The sequence below is a fragment of the Limisphaera sp. 4302-co genome (genome assembly GCF_049537155.1).
In the GTDB taxonomy this organism is placed as follows: Bacteria; Verrucomicrobiota; Verrucomicrobiia; order Limisphaerales; family Limisphaeraceae; genus Limisphaera.
This window is the reverse complement of the sequence record NZ_JBMVQZ010000014.1, coordinates 1-14,934: the sequence shown is the minus strand read 5'-3', so window position 1 is coordinate 14,934 and position 14,934 is coordinate 1. Positions and strand designations below refer to the sequence as shown.

Below are 14,934 nucleotides of genomic sequence, written 5' to 3'. Positions count from 1 at the left end.
AAGCGCCAGTAGACGGATCGCGCCTTGGAGGACTTGGCGGCTTTCGCCAACACGGACGGCGGCGCCCTTTGGATTGGAATCCGAGACGATGGCCAAGTGGTGGGCGCCCAGGTACAGGATAGGGAGCTCCAGCGGATCGCGAACCTCATCGCCGCCCATCTGGGCATCACTCCGTCCATCCGGGTGGTGGAGTTGGAGGGTCGGCCCGTCCTCCAGGTCCGGGTGGAACCGGCAGCCGGCCTGGTCGCCTATGGGGGACGTTATCTCCGCCGGGTGGGTACGACCAACCGGGACTTTGCGCCGGACCAACTGGCCCGGCACCTCCTGGGGCACTCCGGCCGCAGTTGGGACGGTCTGCCCAGCGAGTGGACCCGGACGATGTCGATCCGGACGCTCTTGAGCACTTCGCACGCCTGGCCCGGCCCAAGCTCCCCACCTTGACCCGAAGAACCCGGAGCATACCCTGCAAAACTTGGAACTGTTGAGCGACGGGCGGCTCAGGAACGCCGGGGTGCTCCTCTTCGGGAAGCGGCCGCATCGCCTCTTTCCCCGGGCCCAAGTGCGCATCGGCCTCTTCCGCGGCACCCAAATCCTCGGCAGCCACGACTACCAGGGCACGCTCTGGGAGCAGTTGGAAGGGGCCATGCAGCGCTTCCGCCAGGTGCTCAAGGCGCGCTATGACATCAAGGTGGAGGAAGCCACGCTAGAGGGGCTGCAGCGCAAGGAGGTCTGGGAGTATCCGCTGGATGCCCTGCGCGAGGCGGTGGTCAATGCCCTGGTCCACCGCGATTACACCCATCCGGCCGACATCCAGATTCGGCTGGAAGAAGACGGCTTGCAGGTCTGGAGCCCGGGCGAACTGCCGCCGCCCCTCAAGCCCGAGGACCTGCGCCGCCCACACTGCTCCGTGCCTCGGAACCCTTTGCTCGCCCAAGCCTTCCACTTCGCCGGGTTGATAAAGCGCTGGGGCACGGGCACAACGCGGATCATCGAACTCTCCCGCAGCCACGGCCTGCCGGAGCCCGAATTTCAGAACCAGCAGGGCGGCTTTCTCGTCATGTTTGCCAAGAGCCCCCTACACGCCGGAGCGTCTCCGGGCAATGGGGCTGAACGAACGGCAGATCAAAGCGGTGCTGTATGTGAAGGAGCGGGATGCATCGCCGACAAGGAATACCAGCAGCTCACAGGGGTAAGCAAACGAACCGCGTCCGGCGAACTTTCCGAATTGACGGGAAAGGGTATTTTCACCAAGATCGGCTGTCAGCGTGGGCGGGGCACCGTCTATAGGGCGCCAATTGGGCACATTGGGCAATAATTGGGCAGCAATTGGGCAAAACGATGCGGTCAGAAAGCAAGATGCCTAAATCCCTCGCCGATATTAAGGTTTGGCTGGGAAAAGACCGCTTGCAGGTCCGGAACCGGGGCGACCTGGCGCCGCCCCTCAGGCCCGAGGACCTGCGCGGCCCACACCGCTTCGCGCCTCGCAACCCTTTGCTCGCCCAAGCCTTCCACTTTGCCGGGTTCATAGAGCGCTGCCGCACGGGGACCACGCGCATCCTCCAGCTCTGCCGTGAGCAGAGATTGCCTGACCCCGAGTTTTCAGACTGGCTGGCTGGGGTGCGCGTGGTCTTCAGCAAGGGCCCTTACACGGCAGAACGGCTGCAGGCGATCGGCTTGAGCGGGCAGCAAATTCAAGCGGTGCTCTACGTGCAGGAACATGGGAAGATCGCGAATCGAGAGTTCAGGACCCTTACGGGTATTCCCGATGAGGGGACGAGGCTCGAGCTCAAGCGGGACCTGGATCGCGCCATACCGACACCTCGTGGCAAGGGAAGAAGCGCGCACTATGTCTGCGGGGTATTGGCGATCAGCAGGCGTTCACCTCGCGATCTTGGCGATTGTTTGGTGATTGGCAGACGCCGTGATGGGTAATCCGAACCAGCCGATTTTGCGGAACGCTCCTGGCCACCCCGGTGGCTACTGCGTGACCGAACCGGACCCGGCGGCTGGCCCGTACCGAACAAACCCGCACAGAAAAGTGGCATCAGAAGTGAAGGGGCTGCCATGAGCACTTTTGACCGTCTGGCGGAACACTTGCGTGGGGTTCTTGCACGTGCGAAGGACCGTCCCGCTTTCCAGCAAAATGTGCAAGCCCAGCAAGAGGTTCTCAGCCGTTATCGGGACGCTTTCTCGCCCGCACACATCTCTCAGTTATCCGAAGAGACGTTTCGTTCCTTTCTTTACTTCGAGAACAACAAGCACTGGACCGGCCTGCACCGTCAGATACGCCGACTGACGGAGAACATGGACTCGCTTCGGCAAGCTCTGGCTGTGCTCGTCGACGAGCAACGCCCCTTGGCTCCTCGCTTCGACGAAACCCTCCAGAGGGTCACCGGCTTGGGCAAGGCCCTGGCGTCTGCCATTCTCTTGGTTACCTATCCTGACCGCTACGGCGTCTGGAACAACATATCCGAGAGCGCCCTTAAGATCCTCGACGCCTGGCCTGAGTTTGAGAGGGGGGCGACCACTGGCCAGAAGTATGCGCAACTCAATCAACTGTTCCTGCGCCTAGCACGCGCGTTGGACATCGATCTTTGGACCCTGGACTGGCTTTTGTGGGAACTGGTACGCGAGCAGGAGCAACCGGAGGCCCCTGATGTTGACATTCCGCCACCCACACCGGAAGCCCAGACCTTTTCCCTAGAACGTCATTTGCACGATTTCCTGGCGTCTAGCTGGGAGCGTATCGAGCTGGGGCAGGAGTGGCAGATCTACCGCGATTCAGACGACGACATGGTGGGCTACGAGTTCCCGACCGGCGTTGGCCGCATCGACATTCTGGCCCGGCACAAGCGCCGTCCTGCCTGGCTGGTGGTCGAGTTGAAACGGGATCGAGCGGCTGATCAGGTTGTCGGCCAACTCCTTCGGTACATGGGATGGATCAAACGCCACATGGCCCGGCCAGGAGACGAGGTTCACGGACTTATCATCGCACGCGACATCGACGAAAGCCTTCTGTATGCCTTGGAAGGGATGCAAGACAGAAATGTGCTGCTAATGCGGTACCACGTCCAGTTTCACTTGGAACCCGTGAAGCAAGGTGTGGAGAAAGAATGACCGCGTCGCGGGACACCTCTGTGGATTCACCGCTCGTCGAACCGCACCTCGGCCCCCTGCCGGAGGAGTGGCAGGTGGTCAGGTTGGGGAAAACAGCAACCTTTGACTGGGGTAATACATCGCTGACGAAGTCATTATACAAGCCATCAGGATATGTAGCTTTCCGTGCAACAGGCCCTGACGGTTTTTTAGATTTCTATGAACAAAGCGGCGAAGCCGTGATTGTTTCCGCAGTCGGGGCGCGGTGCGGTAAATGCTTTTATGCTTCAGGCAGATGGACCGCTATAAAGAACACGATCATTATAAAGAGTGAACAAGCTTGCAGTCTTTTCCTGTACTTTTATCTGGATGATGAAAACATATGCGCAAAATCTGGAACTGGCCAACCCTTCATAAGCGTTGGAAAAGCTAAACAAGTTCCCTTCCCCCTCCCCCGCTTGCCGAGCAGCGGGCGATTCCGCATCTGTTGCGCACGGTGCAGCGGGCAAAGGAGGCTCGCGAGCGAGTCGTCGCCGCGGTTATGGAACTCAAAAAGAGCCTGATGCGCCATCTCTTCACTTATGGGCCGGTGGCCGTGAACCAAACCGACCGCGTCGCCATGCGGGAAGCCGAACTCGGCCCCATCCCGGCGCACTGGCAGGTGGTAAGGTTGGGAGAGGTGGTAGACATGGATGATCGCAAACGTGTTCCTTTGAACGAAAAACAGCGCAGGGCGATGCAAGGGACATACCCATATTGCGGTGCTAATGGTATTCTCGACTATGTTAATGGTTTTTTTGTTCGGTGGGGAATATGTTTTGTCGGCCGAAGATGGCGGTTACCGGGGGACTTGCCACAATTCTGCCTACATAATGCAAGGGACGTTTTGGGTAAACAACCACGCACATGTCTTTCAAGCGCTACGTGAAAAAAGGAACAATACTTTCCTAATTTATCTTTTTAATTTTCTAGACCTTGCACAGTACATTTCAGGAAGCACCCGCGGAAAACTGAACCAAGGTGTTATGAAGAACATCCAGATTCCTCTGCCCCGCTCTCCGAGCAGTGCGAGATTGCCCGCATCCTGCAGGCGGTGGATCGGCGTACCGCGCCGTGGAGGGCCTGTTCCGCTCGCTGCTGCATGACCTCATGAGCGGGCGCAGGAGAGTGCCGAAACAGGCCGTTGCCCAATTTGAGGAGGAAAGCAACAATGAGTGACCTGCTCTTCAAGAAAGTGGATTACAATATAGGCAAACTGCTGGAGGACATTGCCATCGGCGAGATCGGCCTGCCCGACATTCAGCGGCCTTTTGTGTGGGATACGGCCCGCGTGCGCGACCTCTTCGATTCCATGTACCTGGGCTACCCCATCGGCACGCTGCTCTTCTGGGAAAACGGCTATCCTGGCGAGCACCGCACCATCGGCGTGAACGGCAAGCAAAAGGTGCCCGACCTGCTTATCGTGGACGGTCAGCAACGGCTCACGGCGCTCTACGCCGTGATGAAGGGCATCCCCATTGTGGACAGGAACTTCCAACAGCGCCGCCTGCGCATTGCCTTCAACCCGCTGGAAGGAAAGTTTGAGGTCACCAACACCGCGATTGAACGCGACCCCGCCTGGATCCCCGACATCAGCGTGCTGTGGCAGCCTGATTTCGACCAGTACAACTTCGTCTCTCGCTTCCTGGATAGCCTGGAGGCGCGCCGCGGGCTCACGCCAGAGGAGCGCAAACGCATTCCCCAGGCCATCCAGCGGCTGGTCAACCTCATCAACTATCCCATGACCGCCCTGGAAATCTCCGTCAACGCCACGGAAGAGCAGGTCTCCGAAATCTTCGTGCGCATCAACAGCCGGGGCCGCACCCTGAACCAGGCCGACTTCATCCTCACCCTGATGTCTGTGTTCTGGGACGAGGGGCGGAAGCAACTGGAAGACTTCTCCCGCGAGGCCAAGTATCCCCCGGCAGACAACCGTCTTTCGCCCTACAACCCCTACTTCCAGCCTCAACCCGACCAGTTGCTACGGGTGGATGTGGCGCTGGCTTTCCGCCGCGCACGGCTGGAACATGTCTACTCCATCCTGCGGGGCAAGGATCTACAAACGGGAGAATTCTCCCCTGAGCGCCGCGATGCCCAGTTTGCCTTGCTGCGCGAGGCGCAGGCCGAAGTCCTCAATCTGCAACACTGGCATGATTTTCTGAAAGTCATCAAGCGGGCCGGATACATTCATCCCAGCCTGATTACATCCCAAACGGCTCTTGTGTATACCTACGCCCTCTGGCTCATCGCCAAGCGGGATTTTGGGCTTGACCAGCACACCCTGCGCAACTTGATGGCCCGCTGGTTCTTCATGAGTTCCCTCACTGGCCGGTATACCAGTTCACCGGAAACCCGCATGGAGCAGGACCTGGCTTTGCTGCGTGGCTGTTCCCGTCCCGAGGAATTCGTGCAGGTGCTGGAGCAGGAGATGGCCGCCGTGCTTACGCTGGATTACTGGACGGTAACCTTGCCGAACGAACTGGCCACCGCCTCGCATCTCAACCCCGGCCAAGCGGCTTTCTTCGCCACCCTGTGCCTCTTGGATGCGCCCGTGCTCTACTCTTGCATGAGGGTCCGGGAACTCCTCGATCCCACCTCACGGGGCAGAAAGTCAGCCTTGGAGCGGCACCACCTCTTCCCGCGAAAGTATCTGAAGCGCCAGCGAATCACCGATCCACGGGACATCGACCAAGTGGCCAATTACGCACTGGTGGAGTGGCATGACAACCTCGACATCAGCGACCGACCACCGGCCCAATACGCGCCTCAATACGAAAGCCGGTTCACGCCCGAACAGCTCGAAGAGATGCACAGGTATCATGCACTACCGGAACACTGGTACCAGATGGACTACCCGGCCTTCTTGGAGGAACGGCGTCGCCGCATGGCCGCAATCATCCGAGAAGGATTTGAGCAGTTGAGGTGAGTCCATGACCCTCTCCAGCGAACGCCGCACAGTGCAAAACGCCTGCCTCCGCTACGCCGAGGAGGCCGGCTGGACCTACCTGCCGCCATAGGAGGCCTTGCACCTGCGCGGGGCGAGGATTCACCGGTGCTGCGCACCGTGTTGGTGGAGCAGTTGCAGCGCCTCAACCCCGCCGTGCGGGATTCGGTGGTCAGGGCGGAGGAGGTCGTCGCCCGCCTGGTGCGCGTCCGGCCCAACATCGAAGGCAACCTGGAAGCCTGGGAGTTTCTCAAGGGACTCAAAACGGTCTTCGTGGAAGCCGAGCCCCGCGAGCGCAGTCTGCGCCTGCTGGATTCGGGCCGCCCAGAGGCGAACACCTTCCACGTCACGGACGAATTCGGCTTCGTGAGCGGGAGGACGGCCATTCGCCGCGCTTTCGAGGAGAAACAGATCACCAGCCAGCAGGCTCTGCAGGAACTCGCCACGCTGGTCCGCGACTTGCAGAACGCCCAAGAGCAGCGACGGGAAAGCAGACTCTCACCTGAAGCCTTTGCCGTGGCCTGGTGGCTGCGGGTGCAAAAGGGGTTCGATGCTGAGAAGGCCGAAGTCCTGGCCGGCGCCGTGGAGCCGGCTTTCAAACAATACCCCCACTGGGCTGTGAGCGAGGCCCAGGAGCGAGAGTTGCGAAGGCGGCTTTATCGCGAATTGATTGCCCCCAATGTTGGGGAAGTGGTCGCTTGGAGCGACGGGATGCTGAAGCTTCTCAGGAGGGCGGCGGAATGAAAAAATCGCCGGCAAGAACGTGCCTTTCCTCCGAGTCCCTGTTGCCCGAAGCAGTGGCTCGGGATGTTCTGATTGCCGGGGTCAAGGCGTGGGCGCGCCGGATCGGCGTCGCGGATCGTGTTCGGGAAATCCACGTTCGTCCAATGAAGCGCAAGTGGGCCAGTGCCTCCACCCGCGGCAGACTCACGTTCAACGCCGAAATGGTCAGTCAACCAGCCGATGTTCGCCGGGAAATCATCGTGCATGAACTGGTGCATCTCTCAAACTGAACCACGGCGCGCACAACAGGCTGTTTCGCGCCCTGGTGAAGGCATACTTGGCCCAGAGCTCCTCCAAGCGCGCTGATGCGAGTGAGTGAAGCAAGCGCAAGCGGGTCCAGGACGCATTCGCCAAGGATGCCCGCATCCTCATCTCGACGCACGCCGGTGGTGTACGAATCCAAGTTCCGCTCCCGCTGGGACCGGGCCGAGGAAACCGATCTGGTGGTGCTGAGAGCGGTCTCACACGATCTCGATGCCTTGCCCTACGACCTGCTGCAGGCTGGCCGCAAGCTCTCCTTCAACCTGGGCGATCTCTTCCCGAATCTAAGTTGTCCCGTCGTCGCGGCGCTCGACCGGGCTGATCTCGACGCCTTGTTCGATGCGCAATTGAGGCACGGGCCGTGGCTGCCCGGCGACAACGCTGCGAAGGAGTTGGTCCTTCGTCATGTGTGCGAGATCGCGCCGGAGCTCAGCAGGCAGCCATCGGACCTGCTCCGGGTCTTGCTGCGATGTCATTAACGCTGACGACGACTCCCCGGTCATCGTCGATGAGCGTTTCAGCACGCTGATGGTGTTCTGAGGAATCAGTCCTCGGCGAAGAGGCGTTCGAGGTCGGCCCGGGTGAGGCTGCGGGCGAACCTTTTCCGGCTGGCACGTCAATGATGGTCCGGGCCTTTTGTTGTTGGAGGTCTCAGATCCTTTCCTCGACGGTGCCCGGGCGCGATGAGCCGGTAGGCGTTGACGGTCTCGGTCTGGCCGACGCGGTGGGAACGGTCGATGGCCCGGGTCTCGACCGCAGGGTTCCACCACGGGTCGTAGAGGCCGACGTAGCTGGCGGCGGTGAGGTTGAGCCCGGTGCCGGCCGCCCGCAGGCTCAGGAGAAAGACCCAAGGGCGTTCATCGTCTTGGAAGGTCTCGGCGATCTCCCGCCTGTTCTTGCTTTCGCTGGTCAGTGTGTGGTGGGGACGTCGCGGGTGCCGCACTCCTTTTCGAGCAGTTGCAGCATCTGGACGAACTGGGGGAAGGCCAGGACCTTGTGGCCTTCTTCCAGGAGGGGCTCGATGATCTCGAAGAGGGTGTCGGTCTTGCCGGAGGGGGCGTCGTTGCCCACCAGGGCCGGGTGACCGCAGATCCGGTGCAGGAGGGTGAGCGCCGGCAGGACGCGCATTCGGCTTTTGGCGAGCCGCCGGTGCGAAGGACCTTCCGGACCTTTGCGCGGCTGGGACGGAGCAGCCCGGCGCGGGTGAATCGCCGCGGCTGTGACGGTTCTTCCGCAAGGCTCCGGCGGCCGTCCCACGCACGCTTCAGAGGAGCAGGTCCCTCAGCCCATGCAGGCGCGAGCCGACCAGGCGTTCCAAGGGTTGCCACGGCATGCGCCCCAAGATGCCCGGGAAGGCACTCCCCGATTCGCCCTACGCAGATCGCTCCGCCGTGAGCAGTGGCCCCAGGGACCCACGCTTTGATTCCGGAGCCAGCCGGCATAGGCTGTGGCCCGTGAAACTGCTGTTCATCGGTGATGTGGTGGGGCGGCCCGGCCGGCAGGCGGTGCAGGCCCTGGTGCCCCGGTTGCGGAGCGAACTCGGCCTGGACTACGTGGTCGCCAACGGCGAAAACAGCGCCGGCGGCGCCGGCATCACCGCCAAAACGGCCGCGGAGCTCTTCGCCGCCGGCGTGGACGTCATCACCACCGGCGACCACGTGTGGGATCAAAAGGAAACCGCCCAATTGTTGGAGAACGAACCGCGGATATTGCGCCCCCTGAACTACCCGCCCGGCGTGCCCGGGCGCGGTAGTTGCGTCGTGCGGCAGGAGGGCAAGCCTCCCCTGGCCGTCGTCAACGCCCAGGGCCGCACCTTCATGCCGCCTCTGGAAAACCCTTTCCTGCTCGTCCCTCCTGAAGTCGAACGACTGCGCCAGCAAACGCCTGTCATCCTCGTGGATTTCCACGCCGAGGCCACGTCCGAGAAAATCGCCTTTGGCCGGCTGCTGGACGGGCAGGTCACCGCCGTCATCGGCACCCATACCCATGTCGCCACCGCAGACGAACAGATCTTTCCCGGCGGAACCGCCTATCTGACCGACGCAGGATTCACCGGCCCGCAGGAAAGTGTGCTGGGCCGCGAAATCGCACCCGTGCTCCGCCGCTTCCTGACCCAGTGCCCGCAGCGGTTCGAGGTCGCTCGGGAGCGCATCATGCTGCTGGGCGCCCTGATTGAAGTGGACCCCGCTACCGGCCGCGCCCACAGCATCCGCCGCGTGGCCGAACCGTGGACCGAGCCAGCCGCCGAACACCAGGCCGCTCCGCCTCCCGCCTCCACCGGCACGGGATCCTGAAGTCCCCGGCCGGTCCCGGTCCCTCGCCGGCCGATCCGAAGGCCCCCGACACGCACCCTCCACGCCCCGTCAAGCCGCAGGTCGTTCACACGCCGGATGCCTGCCAGCCCCGGTCAACCCCGACCGTCTCACCCGAGCGCCACGGCATATTCCTCGTCCGTCACCAGCTTGATCCCCAGCAGTACGTAGTCGTGCGGCTGAAACCGCATGTCCCGCAAGTAGCCGGGGATGCGCGCCCACTGCTCGAACCCGAGCTGGTAGAGGGCCCGAATGGCCACCGTGCGCTCGCCGTTCAGCTCCGCCTCCAGACGTTCCAACCCGCAATGCGGCGCGATCTCCAGCAGCTCCTTGACCAGCAGCTTGGCCACGTCCACCCCGCGATACTCCGGATGCGTCAGGACCGTAACCTTGCCAATGTGCCGCTTCCAACCCCCCGGACGCTGATGGAGAGTGGCTTCGCCGATGATCCGATCCCCGTGCAGCATCACCAGCGTCAGGTTCTCCTCCGGCCGCGCCTGGCGACACCACTGGCGGACCAATCGCGCGGACAACCGCGGTTTGATGAACAACCGTTCCTCTTCGGGCACCGCACGCAGGAATTCGTACAGACGAGGCGCATCCTCGGACTGCAACAGGCGCACCGTGCATTCCTTGCCGTCCCGCAGACGGACCGTCACCGGATACTTGGCCACCGCGAAGTCGACGCACATAACTACCATTCGTTTACCTCAATTTATAGAACCGTGCAAACAGTTTTTTTTAATGTCTTCAAGCGGCGTCCGGGGCTGGGCAGGGGCGGTGCCGCCCCAGATGCGCAGCGACAGACCGGCCGGGCACTTTGCAAGTCGCATGCCCGTCCGCCGCTGCCCCGGGCTCGGGACCACAAAGAACTTGCGTCGAAAAGGCTTCCCGCGCTTCACTGAGCGGCAAATTCTGAGGTTCCACCGCCATGAAAGCCAAAGCGTCTGCGCCCAGCCGGCGAGGGATTCTGGCCGGGGGCAACTGGATCGTGGACCAGGTCAAGATCATCGATGTCTGGCCGCAGCCGGAACAACTGGCCAACATCCTCAAGCAGACACAAGGGACCGGCGGCGCGCCGTTCAATGTCCTGGTGACCCTGGCCCGGGCCGGTGCGCTCTTTCCCCTCTGGGGGGCCGGGATGGTGGGCAAGGACCTCCTGGGACGCTGGATCCTCGACACCTGCCGCCGGTACAAGATCAACACCCGCTACCTGGGTCAGACCCCGCGCGCACCCACTTCCTTCACCGATGTGATGACCGAGCAGCAGACCGGACGTCGCACCTTCTTCCATGCACGCGGCGCCAACGCGCTCTGGCGGGGTGAGGACCTGGACTTCGACAAGATCCGCGCCCGGATCTTTCACCTGGCCTATCTCCTCCTGCTGGACGGGCTGGATGAGCCGGATCCGAAGTTCGGCACCCGGGCCGGGCGCCTCCTGGCCCGTGCCCAGGCCGCCGGGATGAAAACCAGCGTGGACGTCGTGAGCGAAGACAGCGACCGCTACGCACGGGTCGTCAAACCCACCCTTCCCCACGTGGACTACTGCTTTCTCAACGAAATCGAAGCGGCGCGGACGACCGGATTTGCCATCCGGCGGCCGGACGGCATGCTCGACGTCGTCACGCTCCGGCACGCCGCCGGGGCCATCCTGCAAATGGGCGTGCGCGAACTGGTGGTCATTCATTTCCCGGAGGGGGCGTTCGCGCGCACCCGACGCGGAGAGGATGCCTGGCAAATGTCACTCCGGTTGCCGGACAAGTACGTCGTGGGCACGGCCGGGGCCGGCGACGCCTTTTGCGCGGGCGTGCTCTGGGGCCTCCACGAGGGCTGGGAACTGCAGCGGTGCCTGCTGACCGGCGTCTGCCTCGCGGCTGCTTCGCTCTCGGACGCCACCTGCACCGACGGTATCAAGTCCCTGTCCCACGCGCTTGGCCTGGCCCGACGGTTCGGTTTCCGTCCACCTCTGGAAGGCTTGGAATAGGGGAATCGCTCACTCGAGGAGCTGCTTACGGCGTTCGTGACCAGACCTCCGCCTTCGGGAGGGATCCTCGTGTCCGCGCGTCCGGAAAGGATGCGCCGGCTTTGCTCCAGCTCGACCGGATTGCCGACAAGCCTGTTCCGTGCGCGCCTGGCACGCCTCTGCTGCAGGGGAACGCTGGTGCAGGGTCCGACGGACTCGCTTCCTCGGGGCCGTCCCGCGACGTCGCCACCATGATGAGGGCCGAAGGAGTGTCGGCATCTTTTACGAATGGCGATCCCGATCGAATCCGCCACAACCCACTGGCCATCTGCGAGTTACTCAGTTGGTGCAGCGGGCGTGAGCCGGCCAAGGGGCGGCAGATGTCGGAAAATCTTACACAACAGATGAGATTTCGTTTGTTTTACATCCTACTGCTTACCAGCACGTTATGCGTTCAAAGCTCCCAAACACCGCCATGAGGACATTGGATTGTGTCGGCACAATTGACAATCCGCCGGCGTTCTCCTTTCCGACCGATGGCCATCTGAACTCTGGCTATCACGCAACCATCTGCGGATAAGCGGCATAGATGCGAACGAGGGAATTCTGACGGTGTATGGCATTGCATTTGCTCTCTCATTTTTGACGGATCAAAAGACCTACGAACAGCGATAGGTTAAAGGAGATACAGGTTATGCGAGACAAACTGAAGCTGGCGTTGGCCGGTTCGCTAGTAACCGGTATTCTTCTCAGCGCGGTCCCTGCGGGCGCCGTGATGATTACCGCGGTGGACCTTGGCACGGGCGCCCCGCCCACCACGCTGGGCGGGTACACCATGACCCCGTTTGGGCCGGATCCCGCTCCGGAGTTCTCGACCGTGACGAGTGTTGCGTCGCCTCTGGGCGGCGCCGTGACGTTCAGCATCGGCCTGAGCCACCGGGTAATCGGTTCGGGTTGGGCCACTTGGAGCCACGGCTACAGCGGGGATGTGTACTACACGGTTGGCGCTTTGTCGGTGACGCTCACCTTGCCGGCGGGTACGGCGGCGTTCTATCTCTACGCAGAGCCCAACCCGTTTGCGATCCACACGATCACGGTCACGGCCAATGACGGCACGTTCTTGTCGGTGCCCGTGGACGGCCAGGCGGGTGCCAACGGTTACGGGTTCTATCTTTCCGGTCCGGGGAGTCTGACGACGCTGACCGTTAGCAGTCCCACGACGGACTTTGCCATCGGGGAGTTCGGCATTGCCAAGCTGTCGGGCACGCCCACGCTGCCTGAAGGTTGGGTAGGGTCGGCCGGGCTGTGGGTGCTGGGGCTGACGCTGGCTTCGCTGGCCGGGCTCCGCCGCCGGGAGGCTGGGCAACTTTGAGAGGCAACGGCGGCGTTCCGTATATTCGAGGCGGCCCATGCGGCCGCCTTTTTCGTTTGGCGGGGCTCTGCCGCCGGGGCGGTCCGAACAGGGTGAGGCTCCACCGGAAGGCCTGCGCCCAAGGCGTCCGTCCGTTCGTAGCGGCCCGCGAGCCTTGTGGGCTGGCGCGGGCCCGGGTTCAGATGGTTTCGGACTCGGTACTGACGGGTGTTTGCTCGCCGCGCAGGGCGGCCTTGAGGGCGTGCCAGGCCAGGATGGCGCATTTCACCCGGGCCGGGTACTTGTGCACGCCGGCGAAGACGGCCAGTTTACCCACGCCATCGGCCACCTTGCCGGTGGTGACCATCTCGTGGACGGCTTCGAACATCCGTTCCACCTCGGCCCGCGTCCTGCCCCGGGCAAACTCGGTGAGAAGCGAGGCCGAAGCCTTGGAAATGCAACAGCCCGACCCCACGAAGCTGATGTCGGCGATCCGGTCGCCCTCGAGGCGCAGGTAGAGCTGCAGCTGGTCGCCACACAGCGGATTGTGTCCCTGGGCGGAACAGGTGGCCTCTGGCAACTCGTGAAAGTTGCGCGGATGCTTGCAGTGGTCGAGGATCACCTCCTGGTAGAGATCGTCAATGTCGTCGAACATGGACACGCAGGGTGAGGCCCGGGCGCGGTCGGCTCAGGCGGGAACGGCCATGTGCGAGGTGGTTTCGAGGCGGTCCCAGACCAGTTGGTCGAGCGCTTCGCGGGCCGGTTCGTACTGGATGCGTTCGATGATCTCGCCGGCAAACGCGTGAACGAGCATGCGGCGGGCCGTTTCGGGGCCGATGCCGCGCGTCCGCAGGTAGTAGATGGCCTCCGGATGCAGCTGCCCGACGGTTGCGCCGTGCGTGCATTTGACGTCGTCGGCGTAGATCTCCAATTGCGGCTTGGTGTTGGCCTGGGCGTCGTCCGACAGGAGCAGGTTTTTGTTGGTTTGCTTGGCATCGGTCTTCTGTGCGCCGGGCCGGACGAGGATCCGACCGTGGAAAACCCCGCGCGATTTGTCGTCCAAAATGCCGTTGAAGTATTCGTGGCTGGCGCAGTGCGGCTGGGCGTGTTCCACGATCATGTGATGATCGGCCAGTTGATCGCCGCGGGTGAGGTAGAGACCGTTGAGGATGGCCTCCAAACCCTCGCCGGCCAGCCGCACCCGCAGATTGTAGCGGGAGAGCCGGCCACCCAGCGCGAACGAGTGCAGGAACGCCCGGCAGGCCCGTCCCAATGAAGCGTGCAGCGAGGCCATGTGAAAGGCCTCCAGGGACTCGTCCTGGAACTTGATGTGCTCGATGTGGCTCTCCTCTCCCACCCGGAGTTCGGTCAGGGCGTTGTTGAAGTACCGCCGCGCCCCAAGCTGGACGTAGCTCTCCACCAGGGTCACCCGGGCGCGGTCACCCACGACGAACACGTTCCGCGGGCAACAGGTCAGGCCCTCGCCCGAAGGGCCCGCCACGTGGAGGATGTGCAGCGGGACATCAAGCCGGACGTCATCCGGCACCCAGACCCAGGCGCCGTCAATGAACCACGCCTGGTTCAGCGCGGTGAACCCATGCTCCGGCATGCCCACCAACTGATTGAGATGCTCCCGCACGCGGTCCGGTTCGTCCTGCAAGGCCCGGGCCAGGTTGCCGAAACGAACCTCCCGCGGCAGTCCGTCCAGCACCGAGAGCCCGGGCTGGAAATGGCCGTTCAAAAAAACCAGCCGGGGCCCTTCCAAACCGACAAACACAAGGCTCTGCAAAGACCCGGCGTCCACCTCCGCGGGAGGCGGATCCAACGCGGGCCGGAAGGCCATGCGCGCGATGGGCGCAACGTTGGTGTAGCGCCAGTCCTCGTCCTTCAGCGTGGGCAGCCCCAGTTCCTGCAACTGCTGCAGGGCCGTCCGGCGGCTCTCCAACAGCCAGTCCGGTTGCGCCCGCAGTTCGGCCACCCGGTCGAACTGGTTGACGTACTTTTCCACCACGTTCTTGTTCGCTTCGATCGCTGCCTGACTCATGAGCATCCGTCTGGTGAAACCGCCGTTACAAGCGGGCGCCCAGTCTCCCACGGAGCCGCCTGCGCCGCAACGGCGAAACGGATGAAGGATAGCACGGGATGCACGCCGGACAAATCGTCTCCTGCGCAAACCGGACGGCTC

General features: G+C 62.8%; 17 protein-coding genes and 1 pseudogene. 13 read left to right on the top strand and 5 right to left on the bottom strand.

Going from position 1 to position 14,934, the window contains the following annotated elements:
- Positions 1 to 24 precede the first annotated feature (24 nt).
- The 10 genes and pseudogenes from ACPDIX_RS12995 to ACPDIX_RS12950 form a co-directional block, all read left to right on the top strand.
- Positions 25 to 441 (top strand): helix-turn-helix domain-containing protein, encoded by a 417-nt coding sequence (locus ACPDIX_RS12995; protein WP_423432233.1) that lies wholly within the window; start codon positions 25 to 27, stop codon positions 439 to 441.
- Between the two features lie 31 nt (positions 442 to 472).
- Complete coding sequence (locus ACPDIX_RS12990; protein ID WP_423432232.1) at positions 473 to 1,315, top strand: ATP-binding protein; 843 nt, start codon at positions 473 to 475, stop codon at positions 1,313 to 1,315.
- 41 nt (positions 1,316 to 1,356) lie between these two features.
- Positions 1,357 to 1,932 (top strand): ATP-binding protein, encoded by a 576-nt coding sequence (locus ACPDIX_RS12985; protein WP_423432231.1) that lies wholly within the window; start codon positions 1,357 to 1,359, stop codon positions 1,930 to 1,932.
- A 132-nt stretch (positions 1,933 to 2,064) separates the two neighbouring features.
- Positions 2,065 to 3,117: an endonuclease NucS domain-containing protein gene (locus ACPDIX_RS12980; protein WP_423432230.1), complete on the top strand. Its 1,053-nt coding sequence runs from the start codon at positions 2,065 to 2,067 to the stop codon at positions 3,115 to 3,117.
- The gene (locus ACPDIX_RS12975) at positions 3,114 to 3,659 is read left to right on the top strand and encodes a restriction endonuclease subunit S (protein ID WP_423432229.1); all 546 of its coding nucleotides are present in this window, start codon (positions 3,114 to 3,116) and stop codon (positions 3,657 to 3,659) included. Before ACPDIX_RS12980 ends, ACPDIX_RS12975 begins: the two co-directional genes overlap by 4 nt.
- Before the next feature lie 204 nt (positions 3,660 to 3,863).
- The gene (locus ACPDIX_RS12970) at positions 3,864 to 4,241 is read left to right on the top strand and encodes a restriction endonuclease subunit S (protein ID WP_423432228.1); all 378 of its coding nucleotides are present in this window, start codon (positions 3,864 to 3,866) and stop codon (positions 4,239 to 4,241) included.
- A 65-nt stretch (positions 4,242 to 4,306) separates the two neighbouring features.
- Positions 4,307 to 6,061, top strand: a complete 1,755-nt coding sequence (locus ACPDIX_RS12965) for a GmrSD restriction endonuclease domain-containing protein (RefSeq protein WP_423432227.1) — start codon at positions 4,307 to 4,309, stop codon at positions 6,059 to 6,061.
- Between the two features lie 126 nt (positions 6,062 to 6,187).
- Entirely contained in the window at positions 6,188 to 6,823 is a 636-nt protein-coding gene (locus tag ACPDIX_RS12960) for a hypothetical protein (RefSeq protein ID WP_423432226.1), read from the top strand.
- Positions 6,820 to 7,092: a M48 family metallopeptidase gene (locus ACPDIX_RS12955; RefSeq protein WP_423432225.1), complete on the top strand. Its 273-nt coding sequence runs from the start codon at positions 6,820 to 6,822 to the stop codon at positions 7,090 to 7,092. The genes ACPDIX_RS12960 and ACPDIX_RS12955 overlap by 4 nt, the downstream gene beginning before the upstream one ends.
- 162 nt (positions 7,093 to 7,254) lie before the next feature.
- Positions 7,255 to 7,599 (top strand): annotated as a pseudogene (locus ACPDIX_RS12950) (BREX-3 system phosphatase PglZ); the annotation flags it as partial.
- A 140-nt stretch (positions 7,600 to 7,739) separates the two neighbouring features.
- Here the strand turns inward: ACPDIX_RS12950 and ACPDIX_RS12945 are convergent.
- Together ACPDIX_RS12945 and ACPDIX_RS12940 are read right to left on the bottom strand one after the other, a co-directional pair.
- Positions 7,740 to 8,066 (bottom strand): C-terminal helicase domain-containing protein, encoded by a 327-nt coding sequence (locus ACPDIX_RS12945; protein WP_423432224.1) that lies wholly within the window; start codon positions 8,064 to 8,066, stop codon positions 7,740 to 7,742.
- Complete coding sequence (locus ACPDIX_RS12940; protein ID WP_423432223.1) at positions 8,033 to 8,251, bottom strand: hypothetical protein; 219 nt, start codon at positions 8,249 to 8,251, stop codon at positions 8,033 to 8,035. Before ACPDIX_RS12940 ends, ACPDIX_RS12945 begins: the two co-directional genes overlap by 34 nt.
- A 326-nt stretch (positions 8,252 to 8,577) precedes the next feature.
- Here ACPDIX_RS12940 and ACPDIX_RS12935 point away from each other — a divergent pair, with 326 nt between their 5' ends.
- Positions 8,578 to 9,417: a TIGR00282 family metallophosphoesterase gene (locus ACPDIX_RS12935; RefSeq protein WP_423432222.1), complete on the top strand. Its 840-nt coding sequence runs from the start codon at positions 8,578 to 8,580 to the stop codon at positions 9,415 to 9,417.
- A gap of 128 nt (positions 9,418 to 9,545) precedes the next feature.
- Here ACPDIX_RS12935 and ACPDIX_RS12930 read toward each other — a convergent pair whose 3' ends face one another.
- Positions 9,546 to 10,127 (bottom strand): GNAT family N-acetyltransferase, encoded by a 582-nt coding sequence (locus ACPDIX_RS12930; protein ID WP_423432221.1) that lies wholly within the window; start codon positions 10,125 to 10,127, stop codon positions 9,546 to 9,548.
- 239 nt (positions 10,128 to 10,366) lie between these two features.
- Between ACPDIX_RS12930 and ACPDIX_RS12925 the strand changes: the two genes are divergently transcribed.
- The gene (locus ACPDIX_RS12925) at positions 10,367 to 11,419 is read left to right on the top strand and encodes a carbohydrate kinase family protein (protein WP_423432220.1); all 1,053 of its coding nucleotides are present in this window, start codon (positions 10,367 to 10,369) and stop codon (positions 11,417 to 11,419) included.
- 673 nt (positions 11,420 to 12,092) lie between these two features.
- A complete protein-coding gene (locus ACPDIX_RS12920; RefSeq protein ID WP_423432219.1) occupies positions 12,093 to 12,770 on the top strand; it encodes a PEP-CTERM sorting domain-containing protein in 678 nt (225 codons plus the stop codon).
- Positions 12,771 to 12,948: 178 nt separating this feature from the next.
- Here the strand turns inward: ACPDIX_RS12920 and sufU are convergent, their stop codons facing one another.
- Together sufU and sufD are read right to left on the bottom strand one after the other, a co-directional pair.
- The gene (gene sufU / locus ACPDIX_RS12915) at positions 12,949 to 13,404 is read right to left on the bottom strand and encodes a Fe-S cluster assembly sulfur transfer protein SufU (RefSeq protein WP_423432218.1); all 456 of its coding nucleotides are present in this window, start codon (positions 13,402 to 13,404) and stop codon (positions 12,949 to 12,951) included.
- A gap of 33 nt (positions 13,405 to 13,437) precedes the next feature.
- Entirely contained in the window at positions 13,438 to 14,793 is a 1,356-nt protein-coding gene (sufD, locus tag ACPDIX_RS12910; protein WP_423432217.1) for a Fe-S cluster assembly protein SufD, read from the bottom strand.
- Between the last annotated feature and the right edge of the window lie 141 nt (positions 14,794 to 14,934).

Excerpts from the sequence above, each read along its gene's own strand:
- ACPDIX_RS12955 (WP_423432225.1), top strand. The coding sequence starts at position 6,820 with ATGAAAAAATCGCCGGCAAGAACGTGCCTTTCCTCCGAGTCCCTGTTG.
- ACPDIX_RS12965 (WP_423432227.1), top strand. The coding sequence starts at position 4,307 with ATGAGTGACCTGCTCTTCAAGAAAGTGGATTACAATATAGGCAAACTG.
- ACPDIX_RS12940 (WP_423432223.1), bottom strand. The coding sequence starts at position 8,251 with ATGCGCGTCCTGCCGGCGCTCACCCTCCTGCACCGGATCTGCGGTCAC.
- sufD (WP_423432217.1), bottom strand. The coding sequence starts at position 14,793 with ATGAGTCAGGCAGCGATCGAAGCGAACAAGAACGTGGTGGAAAAGTAC.
- ACPDIX_RS12975 (WP_423432229.1), top strand. The coding sequence starts at position 3,114 with ATGACCGCGTCGCGGGACACCTCTGTGGATTCACCGCTCGTCGAACCG.
- ACPDIX_RS12930 (WP_423432221.1), bottom strand. The coding sequence starts at position 10,127 with ATGTGCGTCGACTTCGCGGTGGCCAAGTATCCGGTGACGGTCCGTCTG.
- ACPDIX_RS12925 (WP_423432220.1), top strand. The coding sequence starts at position 10,367 with ATGAAAGCCAAAGCGTCTGCGCCCAGCCGGCGAGGGATTCTGGCCGGG.
- ACPDIX_RS12985 (WP_423432231.1), top strand. The coding sequence starts at position 1,357 with ATGCCTAAATCCCTCGCCGATATTAAGGTTTGGCTGGGAAAAGACCGC.
- ACPDIX_RS12980 (WP_423432230.1), top strand. The coding sequence starts at position 2,065 with ATGAGCACTTTTGACCGTCTGGCGGAACACTTGCGTGGGGTTCTTGCA.
- ACPDIX_RS12920 (WP_423432219.1), top strand. The coding sequence starts at position 12,093 with ATGCGAGACAAACTGAAGCTGGCGTTGGCCGGTTCGCTAGTAACCGGT.
- ACPDIX_RS12970 (WP_423432228.1), top strand. The coding sequence starts at position 3,864 with ATGGTATTCTCGACTATGTTAATGGTTTTTTTGTTCGGTGGGGAATAT.
- sufU (WP_423432218.1), bottom strand. The coding sequence starts at position 13,404 with ATGTTCGACGACATTGACGATCTCTACCAGGAGGTGATCCTCGACCAC.